Source organism: Agarivorans sp. Toyoura001, assembly GCF_005405585.1.
Classification (GTDB): Bacteria; Pseudomonadota; Gammaproteobacteria; order Enterobacterales; family Celerinatantimonadaceae; genus Agarivorans.
The window spans coordinates 268,551-284,390 of sequence record NZ_BJEQ01000003.1; the positions used below are offsets into that span (position 1 = coordinate 268,551).

Sequence of the window (15,840 nt, forward strand, 5' to 3'; positions counted from 1 at the left end):
TTCTTAATAAAACAGCCGCCTATAATGCCAGAGATGGACAAAAATCCCACTGTCGCCAATTAGAGACAGCTCGCCTAGCTCACACAAAAAGTCACTAAATCCTTGTTTTTATGTGACACCGTAAACATTTATTGCTAGCAACCAGCAAATAAAATACGTTTTTTTAGCCGCCTGTCGCCGATTAGCGACAAACAAATACCTTTTGTCTTACTAAGATATTGATCTTTAAAGCCTTAAATATCTGGCTCAGTTTGTGCTGTAAGGCACTAAGCCTTGATAGCGAGCGATTTCCCCTATCTCGCAACGGCATTCATTTAAGGAAGTAAAAATGGAACAATTTGATCAACGTTGTATACGAGTCGGCGATTGGATATTTGAAATAAAAATGGTGCGTGCTATTCGTGTTAGTGAGTACGGTCAACCCTACGACGCCTGCGCCAATATCAATTTTAATGGCACTCAAGCCTACATCGACAGTCAGCTTACCCGTGTAGACAATGCCTTTAGCGGCAAAGATTTTGCTGCCTTTGTAGAATTTTGCCAAGACATGGGCATTACCGACGCCACCTACGACCGCTATTCACAGGGTAAGCGCCGCAGCCGCAATATTACGATTGGTGAAGACCAGCGACAATCACCCAAAGTGGTCAACTTTCCGGCAAACAATATCTAATTATATTGAGTGGTATTTTGCTCAAACAGTGGTCGAAAAGCGCTCAATTTAGTTTGATAAGCGCTAGTGTTAAGGGCCTGCCGATGGTAATCTCAAAGATTGGACAGACAAATTTGTTTAGTCTAAAAGCAAACACAAAAGATCATAAAATAAAGGATATAAACGGACCATGAAAGTAGGTTTGGTTGGTTGGCGCGGCATGGTGGGTTCCGTGTTAATGCAGCGTATGCGCGAAGAGAGCGATTTTGCCCACATAGCTCCGGTTTTTTTTAGTACATCTCAAGTAGGTATTGCTGGCCCAGATGTGGGCACCGGCGAAACCACCTTGCAAGATGCCTTCGATATCGACAGCCTAAAAGCCATGGATACCATTATCACCTGTCAAGGTGGTGATTATACCAAAGACGTTTACCCTAAATTGCGCGAAAACGGTTGGGATGGTTACTGGATTGATGCGGCCTCGGCGCTGCGTATGGAAGATGACGCAGTCATTGTTTTAGATCCCGTTAACCGTGACGTGATTGACAAAGCCTTAAGCAATGGTGTGAAAACCTACGTAGGTGGTAACTGTACCGTTTCGTTACTGCTAATGGCGATTGGCGGCTTGTTCGAGAAAGACTTAATCGAATGGGTAAGCCCAATGACTTATCAAGCGGCTTCTGGTGCTGGTGCGCGCAATATGCGTGAGCTCATCAGCCAAATGGGCGACATTCGTGACGATGTAGCCACAGAACTTGCTGACCCAGCTTCTGCTATTCTCGACATTGATCGCAAAGTAGCCAACAAAATGCGCAGTGACGATTTCCCTACCGATCAATTCGGTGTGCCACTGGCGGGTAGCTTAATTCCTTGGATTGATGTGCCTCTGGCTAGCGGCCAAAGCAAGGAAGAATGGAAAGCTCAAGTTGAAGCCAACAAAATTTTGGGTACAAGTGATAGCCAAACACCTATCGACGGTATTTGTGTACGTATTGGCGCCATGCGTTGTCATAGCCAAGCGCTTACCATTAAGCTGAAGAAAGACATTCCAGTGGCTGAAATTGAAGAAATTTTAGCCGCTCACAATGATTGGGTAAAAGTGATTCCGAATGACCGTGAGTTATCGGCACAAGAACTTACTCCAACCAAAGTAACCGGTACCTTAAGTGTGCCTGTAGGCCGCATCCGCAAACTAACAATGGGCCCAGAATATATCTCGGCATTCACTGTTGGTGACCAATTACTTTGGGGAGCTGCAGAGCCACTTCGTCGCATGCTACGAATTTTAATCGGTAAGTAATTACTGGCATTCGACATTGCATACGCCCAGCCTCAAACGCTGGGCTTTTTTATGCCGTCTATTTAGTCTCCCTGCAGCATTCGCTGTCTCTAAACGTTCTGCACAACATTCATTACAATGGCTGAGTTAAAATTAAGCGGTAAATTGTTTTCATAGCTGAGTAAAATTTACTAAGCTGTTGATAAGATAAAAATCCTCTGTTTACTTATTTTTGAAATTGTAGGAAGCGTAATGAAAAAAACCTTAATTGTAGCCAGCGCCTTCACCCTATTGAGCGCTTGTTCTAGCTCTGCTCCTGAGCAAAACCAAGGCGTAATGATTACCGAAAGTTCTACCGATGTAGTGGATTGCAATATTCTCGGAGTTTTTAACGTTGATCCACAAAGTTTAGAAAGCGATAACGGCAAACAAGAGCTAAGCCAACGCGTTCTTGATTTAAAAGGCAACGCTGTACAGTTGATTCCGTTAAGTACTGCTGAGCCAGAGTTAGTTAGCGCACATGTATATCAATGCCCAGAGGCTTCTTAAGCCGCCTCTAACTCGGATATATAAATATTTGATTAAGTAATGTTGTTTGCATGATCCAATACTGGAAACGCAAGGTAGCAGTAAACAACCCAGTATAGATGGAGCTCTTATGAGCGAGAAAATTTTAAAGAAAGCCACGCTAAATTTAAAAAAAGCAGTGCCTTTGATGATGAAACATCAAATTCCGGCCACACCTAGCAACTATGCCTTGTGGTATTTGTACGTTGATGATCAAAACCCAGAGCTTAACGCCGCGATCGACGAAATAATCAGTGAGTACGACACGGTACCCACCACTAGCAGCCAAGTCTTATATCAAAATCATATCGCCAGCCAAGACGAGCTAGATATGAAAAGTATGCGCCAAAGCCTAGAAGCTATGGCAACCGAGTTGTCGCAAACCATGCAAGACACAGGTTCCGATGCCAATGCCTTTCAATCAAGCATTGATAAAAGCTTTGCTAAGCTAAACCGCATTGAAGAAGACGGCATTCCGCTTGAACAAGTGCTTGGTCTAGTGCGCAACCTTATTGATGACGCCACCAACATTCGCCAAAGTACCGACTTTTTCAACTCTCAATTAGGTAAAGCTCAAGCTGAAATTGAGAACCTTAAAACTCAGTTAAAAGAAACAGAAAAAGAAGCCTTATACGATGCACTAACCGGCGTACTAAACCGCCGAGCCTTCGATGCCGACTTTAAAGATGTGATTGAATCCAGTCCGGAAGGTCTATGTATTATTATGACCGATATTGATCACTTTAAAGCCTTTAACGACAACTATGGCCACGTATTGGGTGATCAAGTGCTTAAGATTGTTGCAAAGCGAATCACCGAAGCCTGCCGAGAGGGAGCTAAAGCTTATCGCATTGGCGGTGAAGAATTTGCCATTATCTGCGCCAAATCGAACCTGCGTTCTGCCCGGCATTTAGCAGAATCAATACGCAGAGCAATAGAGAAGTTAAGCCTTAAAGATAGGCGTTCTAATCAGCGAATCGACAATATTACCTGCTCTTTTGGCGTGGCAGAGTACAACGTTGTGAGTAAATCAAAGGCTATTGTAGATGCTGCAGATACTCAGCTCTACGAAGCCAAACGCTTAGGCCGTAACCGTGTAATGCCAATTGTAAGTTAATGATTAGCCGAGCGACTTAACAGTGAGCTCGGCTATGCTTTGCCATTTACAATACAATTTAATAACAATTCTCCTAGCTAAATCACAGCAAAATCACTAACACTTGATACATTGAATAGCATAACTAGAAAAATCGTTAATATTCATGAAAAAACGTATTGCCATCATATTGCCTACGCTGTCGCAAACTATCGATCAACAAGTGATTCGAGGCATTCAGGCAAGTTTAGATCCCCAGCACTATAGTTGTTTATTCATGCCCATTGGTTATTTACCGGTGGCAGAGCAGTTTTCCGATAACGACTTGTGGCTTATCAAACAAATTCCTAGCCTAGCGATAGATGGCGTGATTCTTTATGGCGGCGGCGTAGGTTACAAAACCTCAGCCGAGATAATGCAAACCTTACTCGCGGCTTTGGGTCCCCTTCCGATCATCAATATAGGCTCTGTATTAGACAATATTCCCTCAGTATTAGTTGATAACTACAGTGGTATGTATCAACTAACCCAACACGTACTAGAACGAGGCTGTAAAGACGTTGTTTATCTTGATGGACCCAAGGTTAATTTTGATTCACAACAACGCTTCAATGCCTTTAAAGACGCCTTAACCGAACATGGATTAAACCTGCCCGAGCAACAGCACTTGGTAGGCGATATGACGCCAGTTTGCGCTGCTGCTTTGTGCAAGCAATGGCTACAACAACACAAGCGTATTCCCGATGCGATTATGTGTGTAAACGACCTGAGCGCCAAAGGCGTAATTGAAGAATTGGATAGACAACAAATTGCCATTCCAGAACAAATTTTGGTGACCGGATTTGATGACTTTGAATATGCTGATGCCATTCGCCCCAGCTTAAGCACCGCTATTTACCCAGCGCAACGAGCAGGGGCTTTAGCCTCCCAGCTCATCTCAGACCGCCTTCAGGGCACCCAATTAGAACCGCAGTATCAACTAGAAACCATGGCAAGGTTTCGTGCGAGTACTGGCGCCCCAGTTAAAGATTCGGCCTTACACAGCAACGATGAGCAACGCCGGCTGTTAATCCAACAGCGAGACAGCAATGCGCAACGCTTAGCGGTAACGCGCTTATTACACCAACGACAAGGGCTAGATAACATTCTTAGCGCGGCACAAGGCACGCTTAACGAATTAGGCATTCCCGAAGTATATATATACCAACACCAGCGCTCCGAGCAGGGTAAGAGCCTAAACTATTTAGCCCATAGCCTACATCCACACCATTTGAACATTGAAGAATCACATCAAACCCTACCTGCCGCTTTTAACCAGGCGATAAGCCCAGACGTACACCGTGGTTTATGGGTTATTAGTGAACTAAAAAACGACCAACAGAGCTTTGGGTATTTGGTGGCACTCACTGAAGAGGTGCATGCCGAGTTTATAGAATTTATGGCGCCGCAAATCGCCGATATTATCGATCATCAGCGCTTACTGGATGATACAAAGCAATACCAAGAGCAGGTCGAACTCAGCGAGAAAATGGCAGCCCTAGGTAGTTTAGTTAGCGGCGTAGCACATGAAATTAACACCCCGTTAGGTAATAGCTTATTGGCCGCTAGCCACCTTAAGGAGCAGATTGCTCAACTGGCTCAACTGATGGCCAACCAAAAGCTCACCAAATCAAATTTTGAGAAGTTTATAGAGGATGCCGGCAATACCAGCGAAATCATCATCAGTAGCGCCCAACGCGCCGCCGAGCTAATAACCAGCTTTAAACAAGTCGCCGTAGACCAAAGCTACGAAGAACAACGTAATATCAACTTAGCCGATTATATTGAAAAAGTGCTGCGTAGCTTGCAGCATCAATTGAAAGGGACTCCCGTTGAGCTACACACTGATTTAGACAGAAATATCGTCTTGTTTACCTACCCCGGCGCCATCGCCCAAGTGATGACCAATTTATTTGCTAACGCCTTACTGCATGGCTTTGAGTCTGGACGTCGTAAAGGGGCGATTCTCATCAGCCTTAAAAAACTAAGTAACGGCGCACAGCTTTGTATTAAAGACGACGGTAAAGGGGCTAGCCAGGAAACTTTAAGCCACATTTTTGAACCCTTTTACACCACCGCCCGAAGTGATGGAGGCTGCGGTTTAGGCATGCACATTGTGTATAACCTCATCACTCAAAAACTACAGTGGCAACTGCAGATAGAAACGCAAATTGAACAAGGTTTTAGTTTCAACATAACTATTCCGCAACCAGCACTAAACCAGGCTGCGGAGCTGCATTAAACACCAAGTAATAACAATGCGATGTCGGTGGAAGTCGGTTTTTGCGTGTCGATAATCGTCGATTATGCTTACCCATTTAGCTAACGGTAGATCGGTAAAATTATTCATAACCGCTCTTTTATCTTGTTAATCACCCAACTATTTTGGCGCTGGATCCATTCGCGGCCGTGAAACTTTAATGAATATTCTGTACTCGTAAATTGCTTTTTCTCACCCCACCTATTCAGCAAATTTGATAGAATAAGTTCGCGGCAATGTTGCCAAGGTAATACAACGAATTATTAATGACTCTTAGCCAGAAAAAGCGCGCTCAAATTATTGATGCTGCAATTAGCGAATTTAAAGCAGCCGGTTATGCTGCCACCAGCATGGATCGCGTGGCTCAAGTCGCCCAAGTGAGCAAGCGTACGGTGTACAATCACTTTCCCAGTAAACAAGCACTGTTTGTGGGTATAGTGAGCTTAATGCTAGAGCTCATTTCTGCGGCAACTAAAATGGAATTCTCTAGTCAGCGAAGCTTAAGCGAACAGCTGAGAGAACTCGCCAATAAAGAACTGGCCTTATTTGCCGACCAAGAGTTTATTGCCTTAGCACGTTTAGTAATTGCAGAAGCGATTCATATGCCCGAGCAAATGGTGGCCACCATGCAGCAAATGTCGACTTTAGAAAACAGTATTAACAACTGGTTTGAAAGCGCGGCAAAAGAGGGTTTATTAAGCACCGACAATCCTTCACTGGCATGTACTCAGTTTATGTCATTGATTAAAGGACAGTGCTTTTGGCCGCAAATTATTAGTCGCTCACCGATGCCGTCACCCGAGCAAATTGAAGAAATTGTCGATAGCGCTATTACGATGTTTTTAAGCCATTATCAGGCAAAAGCTGCCCACTAAAATGGCCAATATTCACCCTTTTATTACCCGCCAAGGTTGGCTCTAGATGCTTAAAGTTATTGGCTTAATTGCCTTATTGATGATCGGAACCCTTGTGGGCTTAGTCATGTTCCCGCCGCCAAGCAGTCAGTTTCAAGACAGTCCATTGGCCAGCAAAACACTAACACCAAAGCCTCAAGCGCAAATTGATGGTATCGCCAATGCTGCTAGTCTTTTGTGGCTACCGAATCAACAACGTTGGCTGGTTGGCACACTGGCCCCGCAAACTGTTTTGGTGAATGGCTCGGCACAACTCGCTTATCTTAATCAGCAATTAACCAGCGCAGAATTAGAGCCGCTGCCCGCCAGCGGCGATATCGCCGATCTAGCCTTGCTTGATGAACACTTAATTGGTATTTCTGGTGATGGCCGCTTACTCTATTTTGAAGCTCACCAGCAACGCTGGAAGTTTGTTGATAAACGTAAATGGCTACGCGGAGGTTTGCACCATAAAACCGCGGGTTTAGTATGGGATCCCAAGGCCGCGCTATTTTATACCTGTGAACGCGAAGGCTTAAAACGTTGCTACCGCGCAGATCGTGATGGCCAGCAGCAAGACGAATTTGATTTACAGATTACAGAGCAACAGCAAGCTAGTTTGGCTCAATATCAAATAGGCAGCATGACCTGGCACCAAGGCCAGTGGTACGCCTTAAGTTCTCGCTATAGCAGTTTATTGCAGATAGAGCCTGAATCTGGGCAAGTACTTAATGTGATTGCATTAGCCCAAGAGGATACCGCTCAAGCTATTGCCAGCGACGGTGACAAACTTTGGTTACTCTCGGTAATACGCCAGCAACCTGAGACCATTAAATTGGCTACCATTCCCTTACCTTAAAGCGACTAGGAGCAAGTATGTTAAACGTTGGTATTATTGGATTTGGTTTATCTGGACGGGTATTTCATGCCCCGTTAATTACCGCCTGCGAACAACTTTCATTATTTGCCATTGCTAGCTCAAGAAAACAGGAAATTGCCAACAGTTACCCACACGCGCAGTGCTTAAGCCCAGATGAGGTATTGGCTCATCCTGAGATTGATGTAGTGGTCATTGCTAGCCCAAACGCACTGCACGCTCAACAAGCCGAGCAAGCAATGAAAGCCGGCAAACATGTGATTGTAGAAAAGCCCTTAGCCATTGATAGCGAACAGTGTTTGCAGCTGCAACAAGTTGCCGACGAAACAGGTAAATGCCTAAGTGTGTTCCACAACCGCCGTTGGGATAGCGATTTTCTAACCATTCAACAGCTCATCGCTAATCAAAGCTTAGGCAGCATTCATAGCTATGCGGCACACTTTCATCGCTACCGCCCAGTGGTAAAGCAGCGCTGGAAAGAATTAGACCCGCAAGGTGGCGGGGTACTATATGATTTAGGTGCTCACCTTATTGACCAAAGCTTGTGCTTATTTGGAAAACCGGAAAAGCTTTGGGCACACATCGCCACTCAGCGAGATGGCGCGGTAACTCCAGATTGTTTTGATTTACACCTCATCTATTCCGACAAAAAAGTACAGCTTAGTTGTAACTCTTTAATGGTAGAACCAGGGCCACGCTTTCAACTGCATGGCAGCAAAGGCTCTTATGCAAAATGGGGCATGGATCCACAAGAGCAACAGTTGGCAGCAGGTTTGTCGGCCAAGGCACGTATTTTGGGCCAAGACGCCAATCGCAGTGAAATTCATTTAGCGGGTCAAGCTATTGTTCATAAGCCTTTAATAAAAGGTAATTATTTGGCTTTTTATGATAACTTTGTAGCAGCAGTGACTAAGGGTGAAACCTTGGCAGTAAACGCTCATCAAGCCAGTGAAGTAATAGCGTTAATTGAGCTCGCCACACTTAGCCACCAGCAACAAACGATATGTTCAGTTAACTAAACACTGAACAGCATTTATCAATATTGCCCACTTTGCTCCTTCAAAGCGGGAATAAGAGGTGGCAAAGTGATCACAGCTATAGCTTGTTTACTTATCTTTGTTGGTGCGTTGGTGCAATACACCATTGGCTTTGGTTTAGCGGTCATTGCCGCTCCTCTGTTATTTTTACTCTCACCTATTTATGTACCAGGTCCCGTGGTCATTGTAGCGTTGGTTGTATCTACCCTAAGTGCTTTTGAACACCGAGCCAGTATCTCTTTTAAAGGCTTAACTGCCGCCATATTAGGTCGAATTCCTGGCTCTATTGCTGGCGGCGCGCTGCTGTTATGGGCTGACCTTAGTAAGCTGTCTTTTTGGCTAGGCTTATCGGTACTGATTGCCGTAGCGATTAGTTTGTTCCCCATACGTTTAACCCCAAGCCCAAAGCGTTTGGCTTTAGCGGGATTTATGTCTGGATTTATGGGTACTAGTAGCTCGATTGGTGGGCCGCCAATGGCACTACTTTTACAGCATCAACAAGCCAGTTATTTGCGGGCAAACTTATCGGCGTTTTTTGTCACTAGCTGCATAATGTCTTTGATAGTGCAGCTATCTATTGGCTTTATGTCGCTAGAGCATTTCCAAGCAAGCTTACCGCTAATCCCCGCTGCGCTATGCGGAGCATGGGTGGGTTGCCGTTATGGCAAACGACTACCACAACAGTGGATGCGGGCTTTTTCTTTAAGCTTATGTGCCATATCTGGCGGTAGCGCAATGGTTAGCTACTTTTTATTGGCCTAAATCTCAAAATTATTATTAACCAATACATTTGTCATACAAATATTGTATAATCGCTAATCATAATCAAACAATTACCTGTATTAGCTGACAAACGCCCTATTCTTAGTTACCACCAGTAACTCAAGTATTCTTGTGCGGCTAGGTAAGGAAAAGCGTGCCTTCTCAAACATACCTTAGAAAAAACATAGCCTTAGCCTGGCCATTAGCGCTAAACGGCTTGTTGATGCAGTCTATGTTAATGGTGGATACCCTGCTGGTATCTCCTCTTGGTGAAATCCCTTTGGCAGCAATGGGGATAGCCGCAACACTGGTAGCGTTTATTTTGGGTATTCAAATGGCCTTAGCCAATGGCTCGCAACTAGTACTTAGCCGCGCAGTGGGCTCGGGCAATAGCGCATCTGTCGCAAAAGGCTTTTGGTCTGGGCTTATTATCAACTTCACTGTTGCCTTAGTCTTTTGGTTGATTTTGTCCTTTGGCAACCAGCCTATTGTGGCAGCACTGACCGATGATGGTTTACTGCAGCAGCAAATCATCAGCTACTTATCGTATTCTAAATACCTAGTGCTTTTTACCGCGATGACTCAGGTGATAATTGCCCTGCTAAATAGCCAAGGTAAAAGCAAAATACCGCTCAAAGGCTACTTGATAGAGATGCCAATCAACGCGGTGTTGTCGTACTTTTTAATCTATGGTTTTTCTAATACACAAGGCATGGGGCTAGAAGGCGCTGCCTTAGGTAGCTTGGTGGCCATAATGATTAGAATGAGCTATTTAACGATTTGCGTTAAGGCCGATCCCAGCCTCGATCTAAGGTTTACTCAAAACCTTAAGTCTCTGCTTAACAGCCTTCGTTCACATGCTAATGAAATATTCCCGGTTGCCGCCAACGTCACCATTCTGCAAATTGGCATCAGCATTTACCAACTGCTCTACTCACAGCTTAATATTAACGCTTATGTGGCTATTACCTTAGTCACGCCATGGCTAAGAGCTGGCACCCAGTTTATCGCCGCCTGGGCACATTCTTCAGCAATTAGTATTAGCCAAGCCATTGGTTCTAAAAACCTGAATAACCTGGGAAAGAACGTAGATAAAAGCATAGATGTATCCGTAGGCATTTCGGTGCTATGCGCCATAGCTTTTGCTGGCTTAAGCTTTATATTACCTAACATTTACCCAGATTTAGATGCTGAAACTTACCAAGCCTTAAGCCTTATTGCCCCACTATATATCTTCTTACCGATAGTTCGTGGTTACAATACCGTGCACGGTCACGCACTAAGAGCCTTAGGTAAAACCACCTCAGTATTCAAAATTAACTTCATCGGGCAATGGCTTATCGCTATACCATTATGTGCCGTGTTAATTTTGCATTATGAAGTGTCGATATTCTGGGCCTTTGCGATTCAACCTTTTGAAGAAATCGTTAAAGCGCTACCGTTTAGGCTACTCGCTAGAAAGTCTTTGAAAGAGTTTGATCATCAAAAAGCTGAGAAGCTGATGTATGACTAAGGTGTAGTCGCGTTTACTCGATCTTACGCATACATTGGAAAACCCCGACAAGAACGTACAGTCAACCCATAGGGTGGCGTAACTCACAATTGGACAGAACTGAGTTGGGCGCTTCGTGCTGAATCTACCCATCGGATAACTTTTGCTATCCCAAAGTGCAGAAAGGCACCGCTATTCGCAATGTCTGAAATGCAAGGTGATCGAAAATCTTCAGCCTAGAGGTAAAAAGTCAAAGTCAAAAGTCAGCTAGCATAAATCTAGCTAGCTCAAAAATGGAAAAACTAGTAGGTATTTGGGTATTGCGCCCTTATTTCCGTAATGGTGGCTAGTTTTGATAACTTTTTTATTTTCATGATGTCGAGAAAGCAACTTCTAACCACTCTATGAATAGTCTAACCCTCGTTGAATGCTTCCTGTTTCGCGGGTAAAGAATTGAAACAGGAGATGGAGATGGAGGGACATGCTCCAAAATAGTACTCAATGCACCTGATTCTAGATCTCTCTTTATGTGATAACTCGGTACTTGTACTATTCCTAAGCCTTCTCGAGCTGCGGCTACGAGCGTTTCAGCGGCATTGACCATTATCGAAACTTCTGGCGAAAAGTATTGAATTTTCCCATCTATAATGAACTCTAAGGGTAAAGATACACTACTTCCCGTTGCCCGAAAGCCAACCATTTTGTGGTCAGCTAAATCCTCGACACTCGTCGGCGTACCAAAGTTTGATAAATATTCAGGAGAAGCAACTGTTACTTCATCTAAAAGAGCTATCTGCTTTGACACTAATTCTTCTGTTCTTATATTTCCAACTCGAATGACACAATCAATACCTTCATGAATTGCATCAGAAAGCCTATCTCCTTCACTCATATATAGCTCAATATCTGGATATGTTGATAAAAAATGTGGCAACTTGGAAATTAGAAAGTGTCGAGCTAATGTTCCATGAACATCAACCCTCAAAGCTCCCTTGGGCTTTACGCCAGTAAATGCGGTTTCTGCATCTTCCACTTCTTGAATTATCGATAAACACCGCTGATAGAATTCTTCACCGTCTAATGTTGGTCTAACTCGTCTTGTTGTTCGTTCAAGCAAAACAACACCAATTCTATCTTCTAGCTTCTTTACCACATCTGTGACGGTAGAACGGGCAATGTTCAAATCTCCGGCTGCTTCGGTAAAGCTCTGCCTCTCTAAAACCCTTGTAAAAACGCGCATTGCGTCAAATCTGTCCATCATTGTTCGACTTTTTCGGATATTGATACCGAATAATAACTGATTATTCACAAACGTGAAGGTGCTATTTTTTAGATAGATGTTCAAACAACAACCACAATCCTAAGGAGGATTCATGTCAAACTTCAAAAAAATAGCTTTAGTAACTGGTGCTTCGCGGGGAATTGGGGCAAACATCGCGGAACGTTTAGCGAAGGATGGATTTGCCATTGTGGTGAATTTTGCTGGTAGTGAAAGTGCAGCAAATCAGGTCGTTGCTCAGATTACTGAAGCCGGTGGACAGGCTATGCCTTACCAAGCCGATGTATCAGATGCGAAGGCTGTAAATACGATGTTCAACCATATTGAATCAACGTGGGGGAAAGTCGACGTATTAGTAAACAATGCAGGAATCATGGAACTTCAGCCTCTTTCCAAGGCCGATACACAACATGTCGATAAACAAATAGATATTAATCTAAAGGGGACAATCAATACTCTTCGTGAGGCTTCATTAAGACTGAATAACGGCGGTCGAGTCATTAACTTTTCGACTAGTGTAGTTGGTCTTAAACTTGAGAACTATGGTGTCTATGCTGCTACGAAAGCTGCGGTTGAAACGCTAACCGCGATTATGGCCAAGGAGATGCGCGGAAAAGAGATTACGGTTAACGCTGTAGCACCGGGGCCAACTGCTACAGAGCTGTTTTTAAAAGGTAAGCCGAATGAGCTGATTGAACGTATGGCTCAAATGAACCCGCTTGAAAGACTCGGTACGCCAGATGACATTGCATCCGTAGTATCATTTTTAGCAAGTACAGATAGTGGCTGGATCAATGGGCAGGTTCTTCGAGCCAATGGCGGCGTTATTTAAGGAGATCATCGTGTCTAAGAAAGTCATTTTAGTTACTGGTTCTTCTAGTGGATTTGGGCGTCTCATTTCTGAAGCGCTCGCCCGCGCGGGCCATCAAGTATATGCCTCCATGAGAGAGATAGATGGAAAAAATGCAGTCAACGCTCAGCAAATTGTTGAATTAAGTCGAGCTGAATCTCTGTCTATCAAACCTTTGGAATTAGATGTTCAATCCGAGTTATCTGTTGAACAGGCGGTAACCACGATTATTGACGAATGCAGTATGATTGACATCGTAGTCCACAACGCTGGACACATGATGTTTGGACCTGCCGAGGCTTTTACTCCTGAACAATTTGCTCAGCAATATGATGTCAATGTTTTGGGAGCGCAACGGCTCAATCGTGCTGTATTGCCTCATATGCGTAAACGTCATGAGGGTTACCTAATCTGGATTTCCAGCTCAAGTTCGGCAGGTGGCACGCCGCCTTATTTGTCACCGTACTTTGCGGCGAAAGCTGCTATGGATTCTTTGGCTGTTCAATACGCAAGAGAGCTGAGTCGCTGGGGGATTGAAACAACCATAGTCGTTCCAGGGGCGTTTACCAAAGGCACAAACCACTTTGCTCACTCAGGACATCCAGAGGATATCGAATGCGTCAATGAATATGAAAATGGGCCATACGCTAACTTTTCTGAGCAGATTCAAAATTCGTTTGCTGAAATAGTCCCTGAAGATGCTAGACCGGATCCGGTTGCAGATATGATTGTCGAGGCTGTATCTAAGCCTTTCGGTGACAAGCCGTTTCGTATCCTCTTTGACCCGACCAATGATGGTGCCGATGTTGGTTTTGCGGTTCTGGATCGACTCAGAGCAGAAATGTTACATCGTGTTGGTTTATCGGACCTTTTAACACCTTCCGCTAAATAGTAGCAAGGCACGTGCAGCGATGAGGTGATGGCCTAAAAGTGTGAGGTTATAAAATGCATACATTAATCATACTTGTGTGTGGAATTATCCTACTAGGATTATTTATTACTTTCGGCTGGCTATGGCATTTTACGCCATTACTAAGTCCAGCAATGCTGAAGCTGTTCATTCTTATTTGGTTTGGAGTATCAAGTTGGAATATGTGGATAGGGATTGACAAAGCTGGGTACTCACTTTGTGAGGAAATTTATATTTTTCCTCTAGTATTTCTTCCTCCAGTGTTGTTGGCGTTTATAGCCCTGAAGTGGGCCCGAACTATCGTAGCGAGTTATTTTGCTTTAAACCTTAAACTGAATTTCAATTTTGAAGAGAAAACGAAATGTTCAATTTTAATTATTTATTAGTTAGTCTGATTGCCGCAATTACGGCCACACTTGCCGCTACATTAGCTAACAGTCTAAGTTGGCCTGTATGGGCTATGTTTATTGGCTGGGTTGCTTTCTATACTGGAAAACACACACTGCCTGGTATTTTTACAACCTATGGTTGCTTAGCACTAGGTATTATTATTGCCAATTTCGCGGGACTTGCAATCGCTAGTCTAGCTCAACAAATAGGTTTTTGGTCTATAACGCCTGTTGTATTTGTTGTTGCATTAGTTATCGTTTCATTGCGAGGTATTCCTCTATTTAATAATATCCCTTCTTATTTTTTAGGAATGATTGCATTTATTGCGGCGCATATGCCAGTAGGGATATCAAGCACGATGCCTATGCTTATTGTAACCGCGGTAGGAATCATCGCAGCATTCTGCACAGCAATGATACAAGGCAAGCTCATTCGCAGTGCGTCTGATGCCAACTGATATCAAATGGCTATAATTAGAGTAAAGAAGGCTAAAAAGATAGGGAGATAGAATCCAACTTAGGTTGGGCTGACTCTTTTATATACTTCATCGGATAAACGTCATTACTTTTCCTAGATTTGCTTTAGAGCGCATTGGTTTACCCAGTGGCAGTCATGTTTACCCTGATACAATTGTATCAGGGTAAACAGCCAGTTTATCCGGCGCAGACTTCTTGTTGAGCGCGTATCGCGTCTTTTCCAGCAACCAACTTGAATGGGCTTTCGATGTCAGTTGCCGCTCGCCAAACGGCCTCCACCACATCCTGGCTCTGTGTAAGATCCTCTGGTGAAGTAGAGGTGAACTTACTCATTACTTCTTCAATGAAAGGTTCATACTCAGCAGGTGTTTGACTGCTCTGATCCATTGCCGCGATAGCATTTTTGCTAAAATCAGTGCCCGGAGATTGACCCGGCAAAACAAGATGCACGTTTATCCCCAAGGGTTTTAGCTCCAAAGCCAAACACTCAGAAAATGCATTTAAGGCAGCTTTACTCGCGGTATAAGCAGCCAACAAAGGCAGTGGCTTTATAGTGACACTGGAAGATACGTTGATTATGGTCCCCACCCCGTTAGCCCGCATTCCGGGTAGCACCGCTCTTATCATCTCAAAACAACCAAATGTATTGGTATCAAAGATATTTCTGATAACCCTGTCAGGTGCGCTTTCTAATACTGATAACCACCCTACACCAGCGTTGTTAACCAGCACATCAACATCACCTGCTAGCTCGACAGCTTGATGGATGCTTTCTGTTTGAGTTACATCCAACTCTATCAGCTTTAAGTTCTCAGATTGGGGCAGTAAGTTGGGATTGACTCTTCTCATGGTTGCAATAACTTTCCATCCATTATCTAAGAAATGTTGAGCAATCGCTAAACCAAATCCTGATGAACACCCTGTGATTAATACTGTTTTCATAAGCTCTCCTAGTCATGTCTACCTTTTGGGGAGAGCCAA

Annotated in this window: 16 protein-coding genes; 13 read left to right on the forward strand and 3 right to left on the reverse strand. The window is 44.0% G+C overall.

Features of this window, described 5'->3' with window-relative positions:
• The first annotated feature begins 328 nt into the window (after positions 1 to 328).
• From FFR00_RS06530 to FFR00_RS06550, 5 genes are all read left to right on the forward strand, one after another.
• Positions 329 to 673 carry a hypothetical protein gene (locus FFR00_RS06530; protein WP_137672571.1) on the forward strand — a complete coding sequence of 115 codons (345 nt, stop codon included), beginning with the start codon at positions 329 to 331 and terminating at the stop codon, positions 671 to 673.
• A gap of 169 nt (positions 674 to 842) precedes the next feature.
• Positions 843 to 1,952, forward strand: a complete 1,110-nt coding sequence (gene asd / locus FFR00_RS06535; RefSeq protein ID WP_137672572.1) for an aspartate-semialdehyde dehydrogenase — start codon at positions 843 to 845, stop codon at positions 1,950 to 1,952.
• Positions 1,953 to 2,183: 231 nt separating this feature from the next.
• Entirely contained in the window at positions 2,184 to 2,480 is a 297-nt protein-coding gene (locus FFR00_RS06540) for a hypothetical protein (RefSeq protein ID WP_137672573.1), read from the forward strand.
• Positions 2,481 to 2,589: 109 nt separating this feature from the next.
• Positions 2,590 to 3,615, forward strand: a complete 1,026-nt coding sequence (locus FFR00_RS06545; protein WP_137672574.1) for a GGDEF domain-containing protein — start codon at positions 2,590 to 2,592, stop codon at positions 3,613 to 3,615.
• 145 nt (positions 3,616 to 3,760) lie between these two features.
• A complete protein-coding gene (locus tag FFR00_RS06550) occupies positions 3,761 to 5,875 on the forward strand; it encodes a substrate-binding domain-containing protein (protein WP_137672575.1) in 2,115 nt (704 codons plus the stop codon).
• On the opposite strand, the gene FFR00_RS21965 is transcribed toward FFR00_RS06550, so the two are convergent.
• Positions 5,849 to 5,983, reverse strand: a complete 135-nt coding sequence (locus FFR00_RS21965; RefSeq protein WP_255437803.1) for a hypothetical protein — start codon at positions 5,981 to 5,983, stop codon at positions 5,849 to 5,851. The two genes, FFR00_RS06550 and FFR00_RS21965, sit on opposite strands and share 27 nt — an antisense overlap.
• 176 nt (positions 5,984 to 6,159) lie before the next feature.
• On the opposite strand from FFR00_RS21965, the gene FFR00_RS06555 reads away from it, so the two are divergent.
• The 5 genes from FFR00_RS06555 to FFR00_RS06575 all read left to right on the forward strand — a co-directional run bounded on the left by FFR00_RS06555 (position 6,160) and on the right by FFR00_RS06575 (position 10,975).
• Positions 6,160 to 6,768: a TetR/AcrR family transcriptional regulator gene (locus FFR00_RS06555; protein WP_137672576.1), complete on the forward strand. Its 609-nt coding sequence runs from the start codon at positions 6,160 to 6,162 to the stop codon at positions 6,766 to 6,768.
• A gap of 46 nt (positions 6,769 to 6,814) precedes the next feature.
• Entirely contained in the window at positions 6,815 to 7,645 is an 831-nt protein-coding gene (locus tag FFR00_RS06560) for a hypothetical protein (RefSeq protein ID WP_137672577.1), read from the forward strand.
• Between the two features lie 17 nt (positions 7,646 to 7,662).
• A complete protein-coding gene (locus FFR00_RS06565; RefSeq protein ID WP_137672578.1) occupies positions 7,663 to 8,682 on the forward strand; it encodes a Gfo/Idh/MocA family oxidoreductase in 1,020 nt (339 codons plus the stop codon).
• Between the two features lie 66 nt (positions 8,683 to 8,748).
• On the forward strand, positions 8,749 to 9,462 hold the full coding sequence (locus FFR00_RS06570; RefSeq protein WP_137672579.1) for a sulfite exporter TauE/SafE family protein: 714 nt from the start codon (positions 8,749 to 8,751) through the stop codon (positions 9,460 to 9,462).
• Between the two features lie 154 nt (positions 9,463 to 9,616).
• Positions 9,617 to 10,975 carry an MATE family efflux transporter gene (locus tag FFR00_RS06575; protein ID WP_137672580.1) on the forward strand — a complete coding sequence of 453 codons (1,359 nt, stop codon included), beginning with the start codon at positions 9,617 to 9,619 and terminating at the stop codon, positions 10,973 to 10,975.
• A gap of 349 nt (positions 10,976 to 11,324) precedes the next feature.
• On the opposite strand, the gene FFR00_RS06580 is transcribed toward FFR00_RS06575, so the two are convergent.
• Positions 11,325 to 12,299 carry a LysR family transcriptional regulator gene (locus FFR00_RS06580; RefSeq protein WP_201798706.1) on the reverse strand — a complete coding sequence of 325 codons (975 nt, stop codon included), beginning with the start codon at positions 12,297 to 12,299 and terminating at the stop codon, positions 11,325 to 11,327.
• Between the two features lie 28 nt (positions 12,300 to 12,327).
• On the opposite strand from FFR00_RS06580, the gene FFR00_RS06585 reads away from it, so the two are divergent.
• The 3 genes from FFR00_RS06585 (at position 12,328) to FFR00_RS06595 (ending at position 14,840) form a co-directional block, all read left to right on the forward strand.
• The gene (locus FFR00_RS06585; protein WP_137672581.1) at positions 12,328 to 13,065 is read left to right on the forward strand and encodes an SDR family oxidoreductase; all 738 of its coding nucleotides are present in this window, start codon (positions 12,328 to 12,330) and stop codon (positions 13,063 to 13,065) included.
• A gap of 10 nt (positions 13,066 to 13,075) precedes the next feature.
• Positions 13,076 to 13,975 (forward strand): SDR family oxidoreductase, encoded by a 900-nt coding sequence (locus tag FFR00_RS06590; protein ID WP_137672582.1) that lies wholly within the window; start codon positions 13,076 to 13,078, stop codon positions 13,973 to 13,975.
• A 379-nt stretch (positions 13,976 to 14,354) separates the two neighbouring features.
• Positions 14,355 to 14,840: a DUF1097 domain-containing protein gene (locus FFR00_RS06595; RefSeq protein ID WP_137672583.1), complete on the forward strand. Its 486-nt coding sequence runs from the start codon at positions 14,355 to 14,357 to the stop codon at positions 14,838 to 14,840.
• A 196-nt stretch (positions 14,841 to 15,036) separates the two neighbouring features.
• On the opposite strand, the gene FFR00_RS06600 is transcribed toward FFR00_RS06595, so the two are convergent.
• Positions 15,037 to 15,801 carry an SDR family oxidoreductase gene (locus FFR00_RS06600; RefSeq protein ID WP_137672584.1) on the reverse strand — a complete coding sequence of 255 codons (765 nt, stop codon included), beginning with the start codon at positions 15,799 to 15,801 and terminating at the stop codon, positions 15,037 to 15,039.
• Positions 15,802 to 15,840 lie beyond the last annotated feature (39 nt).